Annotated in this window: 20 protein-coding genes; 6 read left to right on the top strand and 14 right to left on the bottom strand. The window is 34.6% G+C overall.

Translation table 11 applies throughout. From position 1 onward, the window contains the following. Positions 1 to 14: 14 nt before the first annotated feature. From phoU to MHH96_RS21325, 9 genes are all read right to left on the bottom strand, one after another. Complete coding sequence (gene phoU, locus MHH96_RS21285) at positions 15 to 668, bottom strand: phosphate signaling complex protein PhoU (protein WP_047941263.1); 654 nt, start codon at positions 666 to 668, stop codon at positions 15 to 17. Positions 669 to 704: 36 nt separating this feature from the next. Beyond that, entirely contained in the window at positions 705 to 1484 is a 780-nt protein-coding gene (gene pstB, locus MHH96_RS21290; RefSeq protein ID WP_445669011.1) for a phosphate ABC transporter ATP-binding protein PstB, read from the bottom strand. Positions 1485 to 1546: 62 nt separating this feature from the next. Continuing rightward, entirely contained in the window at positions 1547 to 2425 is an 879-nt protein-coding gene (gene pstA, locus MHH96_RS21295; protein ID WP_047941265.1) for a phosphate ABC transporter permease PstA, read from the bottom strand. A 1-nt stretch (position 2426) separates the two neighbouring features. Further along, a complete protein-coding gene (gene pstC, locus MHH96_RS21300; RefSeq protein ID WP_144545178.1) occupies positions 2427 to 3377 on the bottom strand; it encodes a phosphate ABC transporter permease subunit PstC in 951 nt (316 codons plus the stop codon). A 67-nt stretch (positions 3378 to 3444) separates the two neighbouring features. Next, positions 3445 to 4413 (bottom strand): phosphate ABC transporter substrate-binding protein PstS family protein, encoded by a 969-nt coding sequence (locus MHH96_RS21305; RefSeq protein WP_144545176.1) that lies wholly within the window; start codon positions 4411 to 4413, stop codon positions 3445 to 3447. Positions 4414 to 4599: 186 nt separating this feature from the next. Further along, complete coding sequence (locus MHH96_RS21310; protein WP_144545174.1) at positions 4600 to 6699, bottom strand: penicillin-binding transpeptidase domain-containing protein; 2100 nt, start codon at positions 6697 to 6699, stop codon at positions 4600 to 4602. Between the two features lie 264 nt (positions 6700 to 6963). Beyond that, positions 6964 to 9084, bottom strand: a complete 2121-nt coding sequence (locus MHH96_RS21315) for a peptidoglycan D,D-transpeptidase FtsI family protein (protein WP_321198279.1) — start codon at positions 9082 to 9084, stop codon at positions 6964 to 6966. A 149-nt stretch (positions 9085 to 9233) separates the two neighbouring features. Then, positions 9234 to 10451, bottom strand: coding sequence for an MFS transporter (locus MHH96_RS21320; RefSeq protein WP_061798568.1), 1218 nt, complete (start codon positions 10449 to 10451; stop codon positions 9234 to 9236). A gap of 167 nt (positions 10452 to 10618) precedes the next feature. Further along, positions 10619 to 11227, bottom strand: a complete 609-nt coding sequence (locus tag MHH96_RS21325) for a superoxide dismutase (RefSeq protein WP_061798570.1) — start codon at positions 11225 to 11227, stop codon at positions 10619 to 10621. Between the two features lie 550 nt (positions 11228 to 11777). Between MHH96_RS21325 and MHH96_RS21330 the strand changes: the two genes are divergently transcribed. Next, positions 11778 to 12473 (top strand): cyclic nucleotide-binding domain-containing protein, encoded by a 696-nt coding sequence (locus MHH96_RS21330; RefSeq protein ID WP_144545172.1) that lies wholly within the window; start codon positions 11778 to 11780, stop codon positions 12471 to 12473. Between the two features lie 137 nt (positions 12474 to 12610). Here MHH96_RS21330 and MHH96_RS21335 read toward each other — a convergent pair whose 3' ends face one another. Then, positions 12611 to 13090 carry a DUF456 domain-containing protein gene (locus MHH96_RS21335; RefSeq protein WP_047941271.1) on the bottom strand — a complete coding sequence of 160 codons (480 nt, stop codon included), beginning with the start codon at positions 13088 to 13090 and terminating at the stop codon, positions 12611 to 12613. A 147-nt stretch (positions 13091 to 13237) separates the two neighbouring features. Between MHH96_RS21335 and MHH96_RS21340 the strand changes: the two genes are divergently transcribed. Next, positions 13238 to 14017: a DUF1189 domain-containing protein gene (locus tag MHH96_RS21340; protein WP_047941272.1), complete on the top strand. Its 780-nt coding sequence runs from the start codon at positions 13238 to 13240 to the stop codon at positions 14015 to 14017. A gap of 128 nt (positions 14018 to 14145) precedes the next feature. Here the strand turns inward: MHH96_RS21340 and MHH96_RS21345 are convergent, their stop codons facing one another. Beyond that, positions 14146 to 15867, bottom strand: a complete 1722-nt coding sequence (locus tag MHH96_RS21345; protein WP_144545170.1) for a methyl-accepting chemotaxis protein — start codon at positions 15865 to 15867, stop codon at positions 14146 to 14148. A 181-nt stretch (positions 15868 to 16048) separates the two neighbouring features. On the opposite strand from MHH96_RS21345, the gene MHH96_RS21350 reads away from it, so the two are divergent. Continuing rightward, entirely contained in the window at positions 16049 to 16369 is a 321-nt protein-coding gene (locus MHH96_RS21350) for a LysM peptidoglycan-binding domain-containing protein (RefSeq protein ID WP_047941274.1), read from the top strand. A 237-nt stretch (positions 16370 to 16606) separates the two neighbouring features. After that, positions 16607 to 17725 carry a flavodoxin-dependent (E)-4-hydroxy-3-methylbut-2-enyl-diphosphate synthase gene (gene ispG / locus MHH96_RS21355; RefSeq protein WP_173427262.1) on the top strand — a complete coding sequence of 373 codons (1119 nt, stop codon included), beginning with the start codon at positions 16607 to 16609 and terminating at the stop codon, positions 17723 to 17725. A 53-nt stretch (positions 17726 to 17778) separates the two neighbouring features. On the opposite strand, the gene MHH96_RS21360 is transcribed toward ispG, so the two are convergent. Next, a complete protein-coding gene (locus MHH96_RS21360) occupies positions 17779 to 18171 on the bottom strand; it encodes a DUF4190 domain-containing protein (protein WP_095258972.1) in 393 nt (130 codons plus the stop codon). Between the two features lie 159 nt (positions 18172 to 18330). Between MHH96_RS21360 and MHH96_RS21365 the strand changes: the two genes are divergently transcribed. Next, complete coding sequence (locus tag MHH96_RS21365; RefSeq protein WP_047941376.1) at positions 18331 to 18909, top strand: nucleotidase; 579 nt, start codon at positions 18331 to 18333, stop codon at positions 18907 to 18909. Positions 18910 to 18980: 71 nt separating this feature from the next. Here MHH96_RS21365 and MHH96_RS21370 read toward each other — a convergent pair whose 3' ends face one another. Then, complete coding sequence (locus MHH96_RS21370; protein WP_047941277.1) at positions 18981 to 19394, bottom strand: Fur family transcriptional regulator; 414 nt, start codon at positions 19392 to 19394, stop codon at positions 18981 to 18983. A 273-nt stretch (positions 19395 to 19667) separates the two neighbouring features. Here MHH96_RS21370 and MHH96_RS21375 point away from each other — a divergent pair, with 273 nt between their 5' ends. Then, positions 19668 to 19925 (top strand): DUF2624 family protein, encoded by a 258-nt coding sequence (locus MHH96_RS21375; protein WP_016202998.1) that lies wholly within the window; start codon positions 19668 to 19670, stop codon positions 19923 to 19925. Between the two features lie 43 nt (positions 19926 to 19968). Here the strand turns inward: MHH96_RS21375 and MHH96_RS21380 are convergent, their stop codons facing one another. Further along, on the bottom strand, positions 19969 to 20862 hold the full coding sequence (locus MHH96_RS21380) for a deoxyribonuclease IV (protein WP_047941278.1): 894 nt from the start codon (positions 20860 to 20862) through the stop codon (positions 19969 to 19971). Positions 20863 to 20876 lie beyond the last annotated feature (14 nt).

Genomic DNA, 20876 nt, shown 5'->3' on the forward strand with positions numbered 1-20876 from the left:
CGGTCTTTTTTTATTTACCAATCATATTGTCTGCCTTTAACTAAATAGAAAATATTCTCAGCTATATTAGTTGTATGGTCTGCTGCTCTTTCTAAATAACGACAAACAAATGTCAATTGCGAAATTTGCTGTAAATACTCAGGTTTATTTTTACTAATTTCTAAAAGCTCCACAAACGCTTGTTTATTTAAACCATCTACCTCATCATCCATCTCCGCGATTTTTCGAGCTAGTTTTGTGTCTTCTTTATTATAAGCATTTAAGGATAAGCGCAGCATTTCATTAGTAATCTCTAACATTTTTTTTACATGAATGATTGGTTTCACTAAGTCTTGATTCCCAATTCGAATAGTAGCTTTTGCAATATTAACGGCAAAATCTGCGATTCTTTCAATATCGGTTGCAATCTTAATTCCAACAATAATACGTCTTAAATCAATTGCTACAGGTGCCTGCTTCGCAATTAATAGAATAGCAAAGTCATTTATTTCTTCATACAAATTATCAGCCTTTACATCATCATCAATAATTTCTAAAGCCATTTCTATATTTTGTGTTTCAAGTGCTTCTAACGATCTTTCAAGTGCTTGAATCGAAAATTCACCAAGCTCTGTCAGTTTCTCTTGCAATTCCTTAAGCCCTGCTTCAAATTTCTCTCTAACTGGCATAGTAAGATCTCCTTTTTTTGAATTCAGCTTAAATAATTATCCAAATCTACCTGTAATATAATCTTCTGTTCTTTTATCCTTTGGATTAGAGAATATTTTATCGGTTACATCAAACTCTATTACTTCTCCATTTAAGAAGAATGCTGTTTTATCAGAAATACGTGCTGCTTGCTGCATATTATGTGTAACAATAATAATGCTGTAGTTTTCTTTTAGTTCTTGAACTAACTCTTCCACTTTTAATGTCGAAATTGGATCAAGTGCAGAGGTTGGCTCATCCATAAGAATAACGTCTGGTTCAATCGCAAGACATCTTGCAATGCAAAGGCGCTGTTGCTGTCCACCAGAAAGTCCATATGCATTTTGGTGTAATCTATCTTTTACTTCATCCCAAATTGCCGCTCCTCTTAAACTTTTCTCCACAATCTCATTTAAAATTTTCTTATCTCGTATCCCATGAATTTTTGGTCCATAAGCTACATTTTCATAAATAGATTTTGGAAATGGATTTGGTTTTTGAAAAACCATTCCGACTTTTGTTCTTAGTTCTTCCACTCCATAGTCTTTATCAAAAATATTTCTGCCACGATAATTAATTTCACCTGATGTTTTTACACTTGGCACTAATTCAATCATCCGATTTAAAGTTTTGATATATGTCGATTTACCGCAGCCTGATGGTCCAATAATAGAAGTTACTTCGTTTTCGATTATGTCTAAATCTATATTTTTCAGCGCATGGTTATCCCCGTACCATAAATTAAGCTGATTTGTTTTATAAACAGAGTTTTTCACTCTATCGTCTGTAGCATTCATTTCTACTGCTTTCTTAATTTTATCTGCAAAGACTGTACTCATTTGAAGTTCCCCCTATACGTTTAATAACGTTTTTGAAATTTATTTCGAATCAATACTGCAATAGAATTCATTAAAATCAATAAAACTAAAAGAACAATTATTCCTGCTGCTGCAAGACTCTGAAACTCTTCTTGCGGTCTTCCGGTCCAGTTATAGATTTGCATTGGCAGCACTGTAAACATATCAAAAACAGTTCTCGGCAAGAATGCTAGGAATAAAGGTAAACCTAATACTACTAGTGGAGCAGTTTCGCCAATTGCCCGTGAAAGTGCCAATATCCCTCCAGTTAAAATACCTGGTATAGCTGCAGGCATGACTACTCTGACAATTGTCTGCCATTTCGTTGCTCCCATACCAAGGGAGGCTTCTCTTAATTCACTAGGAACAGATCGGATAGCTTCCTGAGATGCAACGATAATGATTGGCAATACTAATAAGCTCATTGTTAACCCTGCCGCAAGGACACTTGTTCCAAGTGATAAAGCACGAACAAAGAGTGTCAATCCTAATAGACCAAAAACAATGGATGGTACACCTGCAAGATTCGATATATTAATCTGGATAAAATTCGTGAATTTATTTTTACTTGCGTATTCTTCTAAATATATCGCCGTGCCCACTCCAATTAAAAGTGATACAGGTGCAACTACTGCCATAAGCCAAACTGTTCCTATCAATGCGGTATAGACTCCTGCATTTTCAGGTTTACGGGAAGGCAGGCTTGTTAAAAACTGAAAATCTAAATAGCCAATTCCTTGAGTCAATACTCGATAAAAAAGGACACCCAGAACAATTAAACCAAATAAAGTTGCGCTAAAGAATAATCCTTTCATTATGACGTTTTTCATTAATCTTGGTTTCATTCGCTTAATAACTTCTGAATGGTTTACTAACTTCATCTTAATATTCCTCCCTAAAACGACGAGAAATGTACTGAGCAAGCAGATTCATCAAGAAAGTGAATAGGAATAATGTAAATCCAACCGCATAAATGCTGTAATAAATCGTTGTTCCATATCCTGCATCTCCTTGACTTACTTGAACAATATAGGCTGTCATAGTTTGTATAGATTCTGTTACATTGAAGCTTAGATTAGGTGTACTGCCTCCTGCAACTGCGACAATCATTGTTTCCCCAATCGCTCTTGATAAAGCTAATACAATGGAAGAAACAATTCCAGAAACTGCTGCAGGTAAGACTACCTTTAAAGCAACTTCAAATTTAGTAGAACCCATTGCTAATGCTCCTTCCCGCATTGCCCTCGGAACGGCACTCATTGCATCTTCTGATAGAGAAGCAATCATTGGCGTAATCATAATCCCAATAACAATTCCTGGACTTAAAGCATTAAACATTTCTAAAGAAGGAATAATGGATCTAAGTAATGGCGTTATAAATGTTAAAGCGAAAAACCCGTAGACAATTGTAGGAATACCAGCAAGTACTTCTAAAATTGGCTTAATTATTCTTCTTGTTCTATCACTCGCGTATTCACTTAAAAAAATGGCGGATGCTAACCCTATCGGCACAGCAACAATCCCAGCAATCAGCGTTACTTTTAACGTCCCAGACACAAGTGACATGATTCCAAAAGAACCGGGATCAGAAAATGGATACCATGATTTACTTGTTAAGAACTCTTTTATATTTACTCTTTCGAAAAAAGTAAATGTTTCAATTACTAATGTAAATAGGATACCGAGCGTCGTTAATACCGAAAAGATTGCAGTAATCAATAATACTTTAGGCATAACTTTTTCTAACATCTTACTTAGATTATTTTTCTGTTTTTTTTCAGCAATTAACTCTTGTACAGATCTTGCATTCACATTTGTCGTTTGTTTAATCATGCTTTAAGTCCCCCTTAATCCAACAGCAAGATGGAAAGCTAAGTACAAAGCTTTCCATCAAAACTTATTACTTAAGTCCTTCGATTAATTCTAAATCTTTTTTGTATTCCTCATCTGGCAATTTTACATAACCTACGTCTTCTGATAAATCAGCCGCATTTTCAATCATGAATTCTACAAAATCAGCTACTTCTTCTTTTTTCACCGATTCATTTTTTACATAAGTGAATAATGGTCTTGATAATGGAGAATACTCGCCGCTTTCAACCGTTTCATTTGTTGGTTCAACTGGGCCGTTCCCTCCGTCTATTGGTACTACTTTCAACTTATCTTTGTTTTCAGCATAGTAAGCATAACCAAAGTATCCAATTGCGTTTTTATCGCCTGTTACCCCTTGTACTAAAATATTATCGTCTTCTGATAATGTCGCTGCTTTAGCAATTGGCTGCTCTTCTAGAATCACTTCATCAAAATAATCGAATGTTCCAGAATCAGTTCCTGGAGAATAATATTTAATTTCTTCTTCTGGCCACCCTTCACGGATATCAGACCATTTTTTGGTTGTACCATCTTCAAGCCAGATTTTCTTTAATTCATCTAATGTTAAGTGGTCAACCCATGTGTTATCCTTATTCACCACAACAGATAAACCGTCATATGCTAATCTTAATTCTGTATAGTCAATTCCTTTTGATTCTAACTCGGATTTTTCTTCATCCTTAATTGGACGGGATGCATTACTGAAATCTGTTTCCCCTGCGATAAATGCTTTGAAGCCGCCACCTGTACCAGATGATGCTACAGATACTTTCACGTTAGGCTGCTCTGCCTGGTATTCTTCAACGATTGCTTCCATAATTGGATATACAGTGGATGAACCGTCTAATTTTATTTGCCCTGATAATTGTTCAGTACCATTATCTTTTGATGTATTAGATGACTTTGATGAACTGGCATCGTTATTTCCACCACACGCTGATAATGCTAACATTGTTCCAATCATTGCTGTCAATCCTACTGTTTTAAGGCTCTTCATTTTTCTCTTTACCCCCTAAGGATGCTTGTTTTGTTTACAAGATAACTATAAGACTTTAGTATTAACTTGGTTTTAACTATTTGTAAATCAATGTAAACACATTGTAAATTTAGAAGGTTTTCGTACTCTTTTTTAAATAAAAAAAGGACAAAACTAGTAAATGCTAGTTTTGTCCTTTTCATCATATTATTTGTCTTTTTTCTCTTCTTTTTGTCTTTCTTTTTTCAAATCAAAATACGCATCCAAAACGCGTTCTCCAATTTTCTTATTGGCACCATTATCCACACTTCCTTGGTATGCCCATGGAACCATTACAGCCATGGAAACTTCTGGATTATCGGAAGGTGCGTAGCTGATTAAACTTAAATTCATAACTTGCGGCGGTTCTTTTCCATAATCACTGCGAGAAGGTCCATCGTAAAATGCCTCTGCTGTCCCTGTTTTTGCTGCAGGTGAATAATCCTTTCCACCTAGATTAGAATAAGCAGTACCTTTTGGAGTTTGTGCCACCATTTTAAATCCTTGCTGTACACGTTTGATCCATTCAGGTTTGACATCAACCTTATTTAATACTTTTGGTTTAACTGTTTCTACTACCGGTCCAAGTTTACTGTCATCCGCTACTGGTTCGCGGATCTCTTTTACAATATGTGGTTCCATTCTGTTTCCGCCATTAGCAATGGTGGAAACATATTGGGCAAGCTGCATATTGGAATACGTATCATATTGTCCAATGGATAAATCCAGTAAGAAACCTGGCAGTGTATCTTGTCCTTTAAAGCCAACTTGCTCATTCGGCAAATCAATACCAGTACGGATTCCAAGTCCATATTGGGCAAATTCATTTCTCACTAACGAGAAGTCCGCTAATGAAACAGATAGTGGTTTACCGTATACATAGTTAGCACCAGCCATGTTCATTACCGTTCTAAACATATAAACATTGGATGAGCGTTGTAAAGCGGTAAGATCGCTGATTGGTCCCATTGTCGTCCACGATTTTTTGATGGTATTTCCAATTTTAACAGGTGTATCATTCCATACTGTCCCAGGAGAAATCGCTCCTGTTTTATAACCAGTTAAAACAGTTGCACCTTTTACAACAGAACCTACGTTATAAGTAGTTGTAATATTACCAAGTGCATCATCTTGAACTTCTATTTTACCTGTTTTATCATTTTTCACTAGTCGTTTCCCTGCCATGGACAGGACATCCCCTGTATTGGGATTCATTAAAACAACATAGGCACGATCAAGTAATTTCGTTCCCGCAAATGTTTTTGCTTTTTTTAATTCTTCCTCAATGATTTTTTCTATTTTTAATTGAAGCTCCATATCGATTGATAGTACCAAATCATTGCCACGTTTTCCTTCTGTAATGACTTCGGTACTAACAATATTACCTTTTTTGTCTGTTTTATTGCGAATTTTCTCTTTTTGCCCTTTAAGAACATCCTCATATTGAAGTTCTAAGTAACTGGTACCGACCCGATCATTTCTGCTATATCCTCGGGAAACATAATAATCTAATTTCTCTGCTGGCAGTCCTCTTTCAGCGGAGCTCACATTCCCTAAAACAGATTTCAGGGTATCCCCAAATGCATAGGATCTCTCCCAATCTGTTGTCGTATCGACACCAGGTAAGGCTTCTAAATTCTCACTAACTACAGCAAATTCTTCGTCGCTTACCTCTTTATTTTTGACCATTTGCGGTGTTAGTTTATAACCGCTGATAAACTCACGATAGATAGCTAGCACTTCTAAATCATGATTAGTAAGTGTTTTTATATCCTCCGCGGTAATCCGATCCAACTGCAACTGATACACTTGCTTATTGTATTCTTCTTGATCTGGATACTTCTCAGCTAAAGCTTTTTTTTCCTTTTCAGTGACTTTCTTTTCCGCTTCTTTTTTATTTTTTATAATCCAATAGTCTTTTTTCTCGCGCTCCGTCACCTTTTTCGTATCTTTCATAATATATTTTGAAAGTAATTCAGCGGTTTTGAGCATATCTTCTTGTTTCGCACCAGAATTCGTATAAGTAATTGCTTTTTCTGCTACATTATCTACTATCACTTTTCCTGTTGCATCATACATTTTGCCACGTGGTACAGAGGTATTTACTGTAACATCTTCTGTTTTCTCTAATTCTCTTTTATAATCTTCACCATAAACAATCTGCACAAAGCCTAGGCGCAGAATCAATGCTGAAAATAATAAAAAGACAAAAAAGAAAATAATATTAAGACGTACAGGTATCGTTTTTTTCTTTTTCTTTTTTCCCAACGTTTAATCACACTTTCCTTCGATATTCTTTTTCTATTGTAATAGAAAATCGTAGATTATTCTATTAATAACTAATTGGAATAATATGCTAGGATTGTTGAATCTATAAAACATGCTATAACTTGCTCTGTTATTCATTAATATGGGAGGAAATACATCTATATATCCACCTTTCTTTTATCCAAAAAAAACCAAAAACACTATCTAAAAGGTAGCAATGTACATACCCATAGATAGTGTTTTTTTATTTTAAAGTCTCGTAATCTATTCTTTTTCCTTCTTTAATTCAAAATATTTGTCCATAACACGTTTTCCGATAGTTAAGTTTGGTGATGGTCCATTGTTGGTTGTGTACACCCAAGGAACCATGACAGCCATGGCAACCTCTGGGTTTTCGGAAGGCGCATAGGTTATTAAGCTTACATTCATTACTTGGGGCGGTTCTCCTTCTCTATTTTTTCTTAATGGCCCATCATAAAAGGCCTCAGCCGTGCCAGTTTTTCCTGCTGGACTATAAGAAGAACCCGCGAAAGCTTTAGCTCCTGTACCGCTTGTCATAACAAGACGAAATCCTCTATGAATTTGCTCCATCCATCCAGGCTTCAATTCCAACTTATTTAATACTTTTGGTTGAATTTCTTGAACAATTGGTCCTAACTTCCCTTCTTCCTTAGAAGTTTCACGTATTTCTTTCACTAAGTGTGGCTGAATACGATACCCTCCATTAGCAATTGTTGAAACATATTGGGCTAACTGCATGTTCGTATACGTATCATATTGTCCAATCGACAAGAACATTAGGTTTGCTGGCTGGTTTGGATCCACTACTCCTCTCAACCCAGCCGTTTCATTTGGTAAATCAATTCCAGTCCGAATACCTAACCCAAATTCTGAAAAGGAATTCCTGATTTTAGGATATGCTTCCAAATCAATGTTTAATGGCTGCATATAACCATAATGCCCTTTCCCAATCTTAATAGCTGTTTTAGCCATATAGACGTTAGATGACTCTTTTAACGCTGTTAAATCATTGATCATGCCCATTGGTTTCCATGATTTAAAAGGAGGCGATCCTTTAATTTGCATGGTTGCATCTAGTATGGGAGTTCCTGGAGAAATAACCCCTTCCTTATATCCTGTCAATACCATTGCACCTTTGACAACGGAACCAACATTATAAGAAGTAGTAATATTACCTAACGCAAAATCCTGCACAACTTGCTTGCCTGTTTTCTCATCTTTGCCTAACTGCTTTCCGGCCATCGTTAATACTTCACCCGTATGAGGATCAATTAATACGACAAATGCTCTATCTAAATATTGAGTGCCAGCATAGCCATATTTCGTCTTTTTCAGCTCTTCTTCAATAATTTTTTCTACTTCTAGCTGTAATTTCATATCAATTGTCAATACTAAGTCATTACCGGCAGCTCCATTGGCAATCACTTCCGAATTAACTATTTCATCTTTTTTATCTTTAATAAATTTAACCTTCTTCTTTTGTCCTTTTAAAATATCTTCATATTGCTTTTCTAAATAGCTAAGTCCGACTCTATCGTTCATGCTATAACCTTTTGCTATATAGCTGTCTTTTTCTTCTGCAGGAACCCCTCTTTGTGAAGTACTGACATTCCCTAATACGGTTTTTAATGTCGACCCAAAATCATATTTTCTGTCCCAGTCCCGAACTGTATCGACACCTGGCAGTTTGTCCAAATTTTCGCTGATTACAGCGATTTCCTTATCGGTAACCCCTTCATTTTTAACAATATGTGGTGTATAGTAATATCCGCTTTGAAATTCCCGATAAATAGCTAATGTTTCCATATCTAGATCTGTAAGTGTGTTTAAATCCTTTTCTGTTATCCGCTCACGCAAAAGCTCATCATATACTTTTTGGTATTCTTTATTGTCATTCTTATATTGTTCTTGTAGTTTCTCATTTTCTTTTTTGGGTATTTTCTTCTTTGCTTCTTTCGGATGAATAAGAATCCAGTAATCTTTTTTATCTCTTTCTGATATCTTTTTAAGATCTTTTTCACTGTCCATCTTAATAATTTTTGCTAATTCTTCGGCGGTATCCCGCATTTCATTCGGTTTATATTTTTTCCAATTCGTATAGGTAATCGCATTTTTACCAACATTACTTACAATGCTTTCTCCCGTTCGATCATAGATTTCTCCTCTTGGGACAGATGTGCTGATGATAATGTCCTCTTTCTTCTCGACTTGCTTTTTATATTCATCTCCATAAACAATCTGAACAAATCCTAATCTTAAAATAAGTGCTGAAAACAATAAAAATACCGTAAAGAATATAATGTTAACTCTTAAAGGTATTGGATTTCTCTTTTTTTTCTTTTTTTCCCCCACGATCGATTCCACCTTTTCCTCCAAAACTTTCCTATTTTCTATTTTAAAGGAAATTTACAAAGATTACTATATGATTATTTTATATTTAACTGAATACTCTTTTCTTCACCTTATTAATAAAGCAAAAAAGGATCTGTAGATATGACAAATCCTTTTTTGCTTTATGCTGTTTTCCACCTAATCTTTCGAGCAAAGAAATAGATCACAGAATGTCCACTTCCTAGTATAAATAACAGTATCGGGATTACTTTATTTGGATTGAATACACTGACGCCAATGATAAAAAGAAGAACCGATAAAAGTCTTCCCAGATTGAGAAACAATTCCCTCACTACTATATATTCTATTCTCATTTCTCCTGCTTTCCAGCCTTTTCCGATAACATCAAAGGTCAAGCTGGTGTAAGGTACTAAAATTAATGGGTAAGCAATAGCTATTATACCTGCATAAATCAATAATTTCGTATAAGAAAAGTCAAAAACAATAATAAACATCGATAAGAATAACATTATTCCTCCAATTAAAATGGACTTATTCCGATTCTTATTTTTGACTGTCCTTGAAACAATATAATAGGCAATAAAGGAAATTCCTGAATTGATCAACCCAAATTTTCCTAAAGCTAATTCACTATCTGTTGCTATATAAACAAAGACAGTTATCATAAATGCAAAGACACCTTCTCGTAACCCTTGGAAAAAATGAGCATTCGTAATCAATTTCCAGTTATAATTATGTTTTCGCTCTTTGACAATTCTTTTAAAAAAATATTTACCTTCTGCTGGCCGTCTTTTTAGAAAGAAACTTGAAACAACCGCGAGAAGAAAAAGACCAAGAGACATTCCAAAAACAATCATATACCCTGTAGACTTCGTGAGCTGGGAGATAATATATCCTGCAATCATTGGTCCAATCATACCAGCAACAGAATTTAACAATCCCAAAAAACCATTAAAGAAATCTCTCGTTTCTGGTTCTGTTACTTCAAAAGTTAAGACATTATAGGCTAACCAATAAAATCCGTTGCCAATTCCAAGAATGGCCCCTAGTACTAACAGAAACGTTGATGCTTTGTCTCCTATCAGTAATACTGTTAAATAGAATATGGTAAGAAAAGCTACTCCAATTCGAAATACAATAACTCGGTCAATTTTCTTCGCCCATCTGCCAGCAAGTGTAAAGGTAAATAGTTGCAACAAAATGATAGCAAGATTATATAAGCCTAAATCTCTAAATTCACCTGATTGTTTCCATAGAAACACGTTAACGAAAGTATTAGAAAGTGCTACACTAAGTGAGTACAGCCCTCCTGTAACCAACAAAATTTTCAAATCTTTTGTTAGCTCTACATCACCTATTAATTTTCCTATTTTCATCATAGAAACTCCCCTTTGTTCTAGAGTAGTTTCTAACAAAACAAATTTCGTTATGCATTATATATAAAAACTAACAATTATGAAAATAAGACCACATTATGACCGATAAAATGGAACAATAAAAAAACCTGTAAACAATATATGCTCACAGGCTTTTGCATTTCTATTTCTTATTTTGCAGCAGCAAAGCGTTTTGCTACTTCATCCCAATTAATAACATTAAAGAATGCACTAATATATTCAGGACGACGGTTTTGGTAATTTAAGTAGTAAGCATGTTCCCAAACATCTAATCCTAAAACAGGTGTTTTACCTTCCATTAATGGATTATCTTGATTTGGTGTGCTAGTAACTTCTAATTCACCGTTGTTCACAACTAGCCAAGCCCAACCAGAACCAAATCGAGTTGTAGCAGCTTTTGAGAATTCTTCTTTAAAGTTTTCAAAGCTTCCAAACTTGCTGTCGATAGCAGCAGCTAAATCACCAGTTGGTTGACCGCCACCATTTGGAGAAATTACTTCCCAGAATAATGAATGGTTTGCATGACCGCCACCATTGTTACGAACTGCAGTGCGAGCAGCTTCTGGAACTGCATCAAGATTAGATACAAGCTCTTCCACTGTTTTAGAAAGTAATTCATCATTTCCTTCTAATGCATTGTTTAAATTTGTTACATAAGTATTGTGATGTTTCGTATGATGAATGTTCATCGTTTCTTTATCAATGTGTGGTTCTAATGCATCATAAGCATAAGGTAATTGTGGTAATGAATATGCCATGTCTAATTCCTCCTAATATTTTATGTATTATGTTCTTCCCTCTAATAGTTTGCCCTATTCCGACAATTATTATATGAGAAGCCTTTAACAATACCTTATCAAATAAAGTGCTTACTTTCAATCAATTTGCTTGAAAAGATTCCCTTTTTAAAGTACCCATTTGTTATCATTTTAAAACGTCTCAATAAAAGAATCTAAAGTTCTAATACCAAATGGTTTTTTCCTTTTACTATCAGTAAGGAGAAAAGCATTTTATTTCTTTATATATATTAACTATCTCTCTTCGATTCCTTAAGTAAAAATGCTTTATATTCTCTTGTGATTAACATCACCCTTAAGTATTACCTATTTATAAATATACTACTAAGATTCTCCTAGAATAAGTTCGTTAAATTGTCATTTTTTCATTTTCGCCCAATGCATCAGCATTCCTGATATTCCTAAAAATTATTACACTTTCTACAATTCCATTATATTCCATTTTGAGATTGACAAATATTTCACAATGTTTTTTAATCAAGAAAAGAGGCTTTTTAAGGAGTGCTTTCCTATGAATGAAGTGCAGCTATCATTATATAGTTTACTCATACAACATTTTTTTGAGATTGAAAAAATAGAACATATAAAAAAAGGGACTTTACTTTTCCAAGAAAAAGACCCTGTCCAAAAGATATATATATTATTAAATGGAACCATTTCACTTGGAAGAGTACACGAAAAAGGAAAAGAATTCGTCATTAAAATCCTTCATGATGAGGAGTTATTAGTGGAATACCAATTATTTAAACATTCTCCTAAATACTATTTTTTTGCGAAAAGTATGACTGATTGTGATGTCCTTGCTATAGACCGAACAGAATTTGAACAATTAGCATTAAAAGACTCCGTCTTATTAACTTCTATTACGAGTTGGTTAAGTACAGGCTATCTAAAAGCACATATGAAATGCCAGGATCTTATTATGAATGGAAAAAAAGGGGGGCTTTACAGTATTTTAATCCGATTATGTCATTCCTTTGGGATAAAAAATAATGAAGGCATTTTGATTGATATCCCTATCACTCATCAAGAATTAGCAAACTTAACTTTTGGGACACGAGAAGTGATTCAACGCATATTAAAAGATTTAAGAGAAAGGGAAGTAATAGACTATAGTAACCAAAAAATCACCGTGAAAAACCTTGCCTATTTAAAAAGAGCAGTTGATTGTCAAAATTGTCCAGTCGATATTTGTGGACTTAATTAAAAGAAGTGGCACACACTTACTTTAAGCAAATAGTAACCCGAACAATTATTCTGAAATGGCAATGCTTTCGAATAATCGTTCAGGTTGTTTTATCCATTTCAGAAAGAAGGTCTGTGGATTTCAGCTTATACCCTATTTTATATTTTAATGAGAAAATAAATAATCATGATTGCTTGGATAATTCCTTTTGTTACTACACTACTTAGGAATCCTATTAATGAACCTACTCCAATTTTCAAGGCATTCTTCCAATTTGTCTTACTTACAACGAGCTCAGCTAGGACTGCCCCAATAAATGGACCAAGAAGAATTCCGAGCACAGGAATAACAAAAGGACCTATAAGTAATCCAATTGTACTTCCCCAGATACCAGCCTTTGTCCCTCCAAATTTCTTTACTCCAATCCAATTAGATACGGAATCGGCAAAGAATAATAAGATAACAAACATCCCTTGGATAATCCAAAATAGGATACTAAGTTCTTCGAAAGAAAAGAACAGACCATATAAAAGATAACCGGCTAGTATAAAGATCACGCTTGGAATGATTGGATAAATCAGTCCAATAAACGCAATAATGAATAATACACTGATAATTGTCCAATAAATAATATCCATAACGATCCTCTTTTCTTCTTATTTATCTATTATGTTACCCATTCATCTTGTTTACCACACTTTTTTCTGCAAATCAAATGCTCGGACTTGTATCTATCGGTTGTAAAAAGATACAATAGGAATGAAACTTTTGAAGGATGTGTAAGAATGAATATTTTTAAGCAGTTTTATCGAAGCCTCTATTCTCCAAAAGATATAGCAAGCTTCCGTTTTCAAGGTATCGGAAAAACCATTATTTATTTGTTGCTTTTGACGATTATTGCATCATTACCTAATTTATATTATTTAAATAAGGGAATAAATGAAGCAATACATACGTTTAGTGTAACCATGGAGGACGAAGTACCTTCTTTTACAATAAGTGATAATATCCTACATACAGATAATGATGAAGAACCTACTATTATTGAAAAGCCGGATTTAACAATCATTGTCGATTCCTCAGGAACTTATGATCACGCGAAGGTTAGTTCCTATGGAAATACAGTTGCCCTTTTAAAGAATGAATTCGTAATAGTAACTTCTGGACAAGCTCAAACATTTGCATATTCCTCATTCGGTAACTTTACAATGACAAGTGAGGAGCTCATTGACTTTATCCAAGGAATGGATTCATTATCCTATGTGTTTATCATTATATTAGTTGTTATTTACATTCTGTTCATGCTTCTCTATAAAGCCTTACAAACTCTTGTGCTTTCTATGTTTGGAAGCTTTTTCGCGAGAATATTCGGCAAAAGATTGACTTATGCACAATGCTGGAAAATCACTGTCTACAGTATCACTATTCCAGTAATTTTCTTTGCTATTATGGATTGTTTACAGACAGTTGTTCCTAATGGCTACTTATTAAATTGGTTTATTAGTTTATTCCTTGTCTGCTTAGCTATTAAAGAAATACAAACAGAAAAGCCACTGCAACCATAAAGAAAAATACTCTTGGTATTTTAGAAATAAAGCCAAACAATCATAAACGCTTCGTGCGATTGTTTGGCTTTTTCATTTATAAAGAGGGATTGTCTACATTAAGCTACAATTGCGGTTTAATCATCAGTTTATCTATTTAATTCACTCCCATCCTCAGGAGCAGTTTTTTCCTCCATCTTAATATTCTCTTCTAAAGCGGCTACTAACGTTGCTAATCTAGCGCTTATCTCGGCATTTACGCGAATACTCTCTTGCTGTATTTCTCCTATCCTTTTCATTTCATCGGAACTAGCAAGTGTTTGTTGACTAATCGATGTAACATGAAGTGTACTATGTTCCATTTTAGGAAAAAAAGCTTGGAGTTCATTTAATAAATGATGGTTATCTTTTAGCCCAAAAATAACAAGAGAAATTCCCTCCAATAACTGATCAATTGAAACTGTTGCTGTTTGAACTAAATCCGCACTTTTCGTGAAGTTCATTTGAATATCTTCTAAATCAGATGATGACTTTTGAATAATTTGATCCATATCGAGCGTAAATGATTTAATATCCTCAGCGGATTTAGATGATAAAACAGCTAGTTTTCTTACTTCATTAGCTACTACGGCAAATCCCTTTCCTTGGATGCCTGCTCGAGCCGCTTCTAATGTGGCATTCAAAGCTAAAAGCTTGGTTTGTTCAGCCAGCCCTTTAATATCTTCTACTACCTTTTTAATCGATAAAGCATGGTTATTTAATAAATCATTATTGCTATATATCACTTTCACTTTGTCTTGCAGTACATGTTGGCTGGCAAACAAATTATTCATATTTTCTTCGCCATGAATGGCAGCAAGATTCATTTCTTCCGTATGCTCCTTTATTTTCTGGCTGCTTTTTTCAATTTGCTCGCTTAATGCCTTCATTTCTTGAAAAACACTGATATTATGTTCGGAGCTAATAGCTGTCTGCTCAGCTCCATTTTTCACCGTATTTATCATTTCCGTGAGGTTTTCTCCACTATCAATCATCTGCACAGCTTCTGTATGTAATATATCGTTTGTTTTAGATAAATGAACACTTGTTGCTTGCATCTCAGATAGGACATGCTTTAACCGCTTAATCAATAAATTGTAACTGTTTATAAGCGAATTTATTTCTGGTATCGAGTTTTTAATGGATGTTACCTCTGTTAAATGGCCATTTCTGGCAATCCGCATGATTTCCCGTAATTTCAATAAGGGACTTACCATCGTTTTAACAAAAAAACGAATAACAATTGCAATAACAATAATACTCAATGCCGAAAACAGTAATAAACTATTTTTTAATTGCTTTACATTATGCAGGTATTCTTCTTGTGGAACTGCTAATAAATATATCCCCTTCAATTCTTGAATTTGCTGAAAGGCAACGGTATATGTTTGTCCATTCCATTTCGTTTCCAATACTCCCGATTCTAAATCAGTTACCTTTTGAATGAAGGAGTCCTCCCACGTAAAATTGGATGTTTGACTTACTTTAAAAGGCTTGACTTCCTTTTCTGTGAGTACAAAAAAAGAGGCATTTAAACCTTCTTGGGCAAAACTAGCATCTTGATCTCTAATTATTTGTTCCATTTTTGTTTGGAACTTTTCTTCTTGGCCAACATACATTAACATCGTATTTTGTGCCATTACGTAAATAGTATTTGCCTCTTTTTCTAATCTTTCATGCATCATCTTAATAGTCATTTTGGTAGAACTATTAATAGAAATAAATGTCAAGATTAAGATAGTAATAATAAATAACGGTAAGATAAACAGAAATAACCGATTTTGAATAGAAAGCTTTTCGTTTTCTTTTTTCCTGTCCTTGATTTTATTCATCTACTCGTCCCCCCTTCTCAAACATTTTCACAAATATTTGTTAAGGACATGTAAAGGCAAAGTAATTTAATGTTAATTTTTATGACTTTTTACCTATATCCACCTTCCTAGCATTTTCATTGGTTCTAACCAATAGTGGACAAGCATATAATTTCCTATAATCAGTTTAGGGGGATTTACGATGAAAAGGTTTTTTATTACCTTTGCAGTTCTAGTTACCATATATGTCATCTATATTGATTTAAACGAAGGCACACTCTCCTCCCAAAAAGAACAAGAACCTACAATAGAGACACAGGGCACTCCTCAAGATTCGTCCTTATCCTTTGAGCAAAAAGTAAAATCTGGTGACACCGTTCTTTCAATTGTTGAACAATATTCAACTGGCGGTTTATCCGTTAGTCTTGAGACAGTAGTGAATGACTTTCAAAAATTAAATGATGGATTAAAACCGGAAGATATTCAAATTGGCAAAACCTATCTATTTCCGATTTATAAATAGCATAAAAGAGAACTTCCAAAAATAATCTAATTTGAGGAAGTTTTTTTGTTTTAACCAACAAGTTCATTTTTACCTATCCTAGAAGTATTCCCAGTAAAAAGCTAAGCATTTTTCAGCAAGTTTCTTGTCAATTTCAATGTTTCATTGATACAATAGGTAAGGATATCAAGAATTAAATAAAAAGCTAAATTATTTTGGCTTGTCCAATATAAAAGGAGCGAATCACCATTGAGTGAAATTATACATCGTACAAAAACCCGACCAATAAAAGTAGGTAATATTACTATTGGGGGAAGTAATGAATTATTTATCCAAAGTATGACCACAACTAAAACACATGATGTGGAAGCTACTGTAGCGCAAATTAGACGCTTAGAAGAAGCTGGCTGTCAAGTCGTGCGCGTAGCATGTCCAGATGAACGTGCGGCAAATGCTATCAGTGAAATTAAAAAGCAAATAAATATACCACTAGTCGTGGATATCCATTTCGATTATCGTTTAGCTTTAAAAGCAATTGAAGGCGGAGCAGATAAAATCCGAATCAATCCAGGTAATATTGGGAAAAGAGAAAAAGTGGAAGCTGTTGTAAAAGCGGCAAAAGCGAAAGGAATTCCTATCCGAATTGGGGTTAATGCCGGCTCGCTAGAAAAGAAAATCTTGGAGAAATACGGATATCCAACAGCAGACGGCATGGTTGAAAGTGCCCTGCATCATATCAAAATACTAGAAGACCTTGATTTTCATGATATCATTGTTTCCATGAAAGCTTCTGATGTTAACTTAGCAATAGAAGCATATGAAAAGGCAGCAAAGGCTTTTGACTACCCACTACATTTAGGAATAACAGAATCTGGTACGTTATTTGCTGGTACTGTAAAGAGCGCGGCTGGGTTAGGTGCTATTTTAAGCAAAGGCATCGGTAATACTTTACGTATTTCCTTAAGTGCTGATCCAGTTGAAGAAGTAAAAGTTGCTAGAGAACTGTTAAAGTCATTTGGACTTTCCTCTAATGCTGCAACATTAATTTCTTGCCCAACATGCGGCCGTATTGAAATTGATCTTATCAGTATTGCAAACGAAGTAGAGGATTATATCTCTACTATAAAGGCACCTATTAAGGTAGCTGTGCTAGGCTGTGCAGTAAATGGACCAGGAGAAGCAAGAGAAGCGGATATCGGCATTGCTGGAGCTCGTGGAGAGGGCCTACTTTTCCGTAAAGGCAAAATAGTCCGCAAGGTTCCAGAAGATACGATGGTCGAAGAATTAAAGAAAGAAATCGATGCAATTGCAGCCGAATACTTTGCAAAAAAAGCTGCAGAAGAAAAAGAGATGGATACTATCAGTGTCCAGCCATAACTTTAGGAAAATCTAACCTCAAATAAGAGGTTAGATTTTTTAATTGCTTCTTGCTAAAAGAATGGAGCAATAAAAATTCCAATGATAATGGAGATAGCACCTAGTGCAATAGCCCATGTTCCTAATGAACTTGCTCCTTTGCTTCTTGCGACGAAACCTAATACTATCCCAACAATCCCTAAAATGATAGGCATTACAAATAATGATAGGATAGAAATTACTAACGCCGCAATACCAATCCCTTTACCGCCTACTACTCCTCTGTCCCCCTCTACATCAGAGGTGACAGGGCGTGTATCAGCAGAGGTCATCGGAGGTGTAGCATTATAAGTCATTGGAGGTGTTATTTCTGCTGATGTTTCTTCCAAATAATCTACAGGTGATTTAGTTCGCTCTCTATCCTGAAAATCGTGACTATATCCTTCATTGCTATTTTGATCTGCCATGATAATCCCTCGCTTTCTTTCATAGGAGCATTTATTATCATCACCAAGTTTTTGATTCTTATGTCTGTTAAAGTTTTACATGATTTTTCTCTTCCTTCTTTTCCTTATCTTTATAATTTGGTAAGCTAGAGAGGAACAACAGTGGAAAAGGAGCACAAAATGAAGAAATTGCGTTTTGGAATCGATATTGATGGAACAGTAACCAGCCCAGCTGCATTTGTTCCTTTTTTAAATGAAAGCTTTCAATTAAATATTACGCTAGAAGATGTTGTACAGTATGAATTTTACCCTCTTGTAAATGTATCTAATGAGGAATTTGACAAATGGTTTATCGAAAACGAGGCAAGAATTTATGCAGCCTCTCCTCTTGCAGAGGGTGCAAATATTGTTCTCCAAGAATGGGCTGAACAACATGAACTTATCTTTATTAGTGCTAGAGGCGAAGGAATGCTTGAATTGACAAAAGAATGGTTTCTTAATCAAGGTATCAGTTTTAACCATATCGAGTTAATTGGTTCCCATCATAAAATAGCGGCCGCCCAAAAAAATAAGGTTGATATTTTCTTTGAAGATAAGCATGATAATGCAGTGATGCTTCATGAAGAATTAGGGATACCAGTTATTCTTTTTGACACACCTTATAATCGGAAACCGATTCCTAACGGTGTTAAACGCGTAACTTCTTGGAGTGAAGCAAAAAAATGGGTAGATGAATGGGCTAAGTCTTCTGTTAAATAACTCCTTTATTCGTTGCAAGATACTATCTCTATAAAAAAACGAAGCGATATCTTATGATATGCTTCGTTTTTTTAATTTCTGCACTCTGGGCATTTCCCGTAAATCTCAAATTTATGACCAGATACATCGTATCCTTTCAAGCTTTCTGATAGCTCTTCCATTGGGCAAGTAATAATTTCTTTTGTTTTTCCACAATCTAAACAAATAAAATGATGATGGTGGTGCTGGTGCGAACAAGTAAAACGAAAATGCTTCTCTCCATTTAATTCCGTCATTTCAAAAATATCCAATTCTTCAAATAAGGATAAATTACGATAAATTGTATCAAAACTAAGACCCGGATAATCATCCTTTAGCGATTCCAGAACATCCTTAGCTGTTAAATATTTATTCTCATTAGAAAATAGTGCCAATATATCTTCTCTTTTATCGGTATGTTTATACCCTTTTTCCTTCAGAATATCAAGTGCAGTTTGTACATTCATTTCTCCACCTCATCTCTTACACTTTTTTAAAATAATTTCATTGAATAATGAGGAAGAAAAACATCATACTCTCTAAATATTCATTTCCCCAATATACAAATATAAATCTATAGTAATCATTACGATTTATTTACAATAAATGATTCAAAATCAGTATACAAGAACGATTGATTGTTGTAAAGATATCTCATCCAGATAAGTTTGCCAAAGAAATCAAAAAAAGTTAGCACATTTTTGTTATTCGCCACATATGTTAGAATGGGGAGTGATGACATGAAAATTTTTGAAAACATAATCAATCATAAAATTAACAACATAACCTCTACTGAATTATTGAAATACAGTAAGCAATTCAAAATTAAAATTACAAATGAAGAAGCAGTAAAGCTTGCTAATCATCTTAACGGCCGAAAGGTAAATATTTTTAAGCCTAATGAACGTGCACAATTAATTAGAGAGGTAGCTAAATTAACAAGTCCTGCGACAGCAAAAGAACTAAATGATTTATTTAATTTATTTGCCGAACAGTAATATCTACTTAATGGAAATAAAAAACGCTCAGATGAGCGTTTTTTTAACTTTCTAGGATTTCTTGCAATAAGTTTTCATTAAAGGTTTTATTTTTAATCATTTCAATTTCATGTTTATATGGCGCTTTTTTATTTGTTTTATCGATACCGACATACGGTGTTTCCAATATCTTTGGAACATCCGCTAACTCTGGATGATGAACAATTTTCATTAAGGCATCAAAGCCAATTTGCCCGTACCCTATATTCTCATGTCTATCTTTTCTTGCACCAACGATATTTTTGCTATCATTAATATGCAATACCTTTAATTTATCTATTCCAACGATTCGATTGAATTCCTCTAAAACCCCATCGAAATCCTCGACAATATTGTAACCAGCATCATGAGTATGACATGTATCAAAGCATACAGATAATTTATCATTATGTGTAACGCCTTCCATAATCATCGCTAGTTCTTCAAATGTACGACCGCATTCAGAGCCCTTTCCAGCCATTGTTTCAAGAGCAATTTGTAAGTTTTCATTTCCTGTAAGTACTTCATTCAAGCCTTCAATAATCTTTTTAATCCCTACATCCGCACCAGCACCTACATGTGCACCGGGATGTAACACGATTTGTTTTGCTCCTAGCGCTTCTGTTCTTTCGATTTCACTGCGTAAGAAATTTACACCCAATTCAAAGGTTGCCGGGTTCGTAGTATTAGCAATATTAATAATGTACGGTGCATGTACAATAATATCGCCAATTCCATTTTGCTCCATATGAAGCTGTCCTGCAGCAATATTTAAATCTTCTATTTTCTTTCTTCTCGTATTTTGGGGTGCGCCTGTGTAGACCATAAAAGTATTTGCCCCATAGGAGGCTGCTTCTTCACTTGCGCCTAATAACATCTTTTTCCCGCTCATTGATACATGTGAACCTATTTTCAGCAATTCAATCTCTCCTC

The organism is Niallia sp. FSL K6-0212 (assembly GCF_038007605.1).
Lineage (GTDB): Bacteria > Bacillota > Bacilli > Bacillales > Cytobacillaceae > Niallia > Niallia circulans.

Coding starts and splice junctions, on each gene's coding strand:
- phoU (WP_047941263.1), bottom strand. CDS start 668: ATGCCAGTTAGAGAGAAATTTGAAGCAGGGCTTAAGGAATTGCAAGAG.
- pstB (WP_445669011.1), bottom strand. CDS start 1,484: ATGAATGCTACAGACGATAGAGTGAAAAACTCTGTTTATAAAACAAAT.
- pstA (WP_047941265.1), bottom strand. CDS start 2,425: ATGAAGTTAGTAAACCATTCAGAAGTTATTAAGCGAATGAAACCAAGA.
- pstC (WP_144545178.1), bottom strand. CDS start 3,377: ATGATTAAACAAACGACAAATGTGAATGCAAGATCTGTACAAGAGTTA.
- MHH96_RS21305 (WP_144545176.1), bottom strand. CDS start 4,413: ATGAAGAGCCTTAAAACAGTAGGATTGACAGCAATGATTGGAACAATG.
- MHH96_RS21320 (WP_061798568.1), bottom strand. CDS start 10,451: ATGATGAAAATAGGAAAATTAATAGGTGATGTAGAGCTAACAAAAGAT.
- MHH96_RS21325 (WP_061798570.1), bottom strand. CDS start 11,227: ATGGCATATTCATTACCACAATTACCTTATGCTTATGATGCATTAGAA.
- MHH96_RS21330 (WP_144545172.1), top strand. CDS start 11,778: ATGAATGAAGTGCAGCTATCATTATATAGTTTACTCATACAACATTTT.
- MHH96_RS21335 (WP_047941271.1), bottom strand. CDS start 13,090: ATGGATATTATTTATTGGACAATTATCAGTGTATTATTCATTATTGCG.
- MHH96_RS21340 (WP_047941272.1), top strand. CDS start 13,238: ATGAATATTTTTAAGCAGTTTTATCGAAGCCTCTATTCTCCAAAAGAT.
- MHH96_RS21345 (WP_144545170.1), bottom strand. CDS start 15,867: ATGAATAAAATCAAGGACAGGAAAAAAGAAAACGAAAAGCTTTCTATT.
- MHH96_RS21350 (WP_047941274.1), top strand. CDS start 16,049: ATGAAAAGGTTTTTTATTACCTTTGCAGTTCTAGTTACCATATATGTC.
- MHH96_RS21360 (WP_095258972.1), bottom strand. CDS start 18,171: ATGGCAGATCAAAATAGCAATGAAGGATATAGTCACGATTTTCAGGAT.
- MHH96_RS21365 (WP_047941376.1), top strand. CDS start 18,331: ATGAAGAAATTGCGTTTTGGAATCGATATTGATGGAACAGTAACCAGC.
- MHH96_RS21370 (WP_047941277.1), bottom strand. CDS start 19,394: ATGAATGTACAAACTGCACTTGATATTCTGAAGGAAAAAGGGTATAAA.
- MHH96_RS21375 (WP_016202998.1), top strand. CDS start 19,668: ATGAAAATTTTTGAAAACATAATCAATCATAAAATTAACAACATAACC.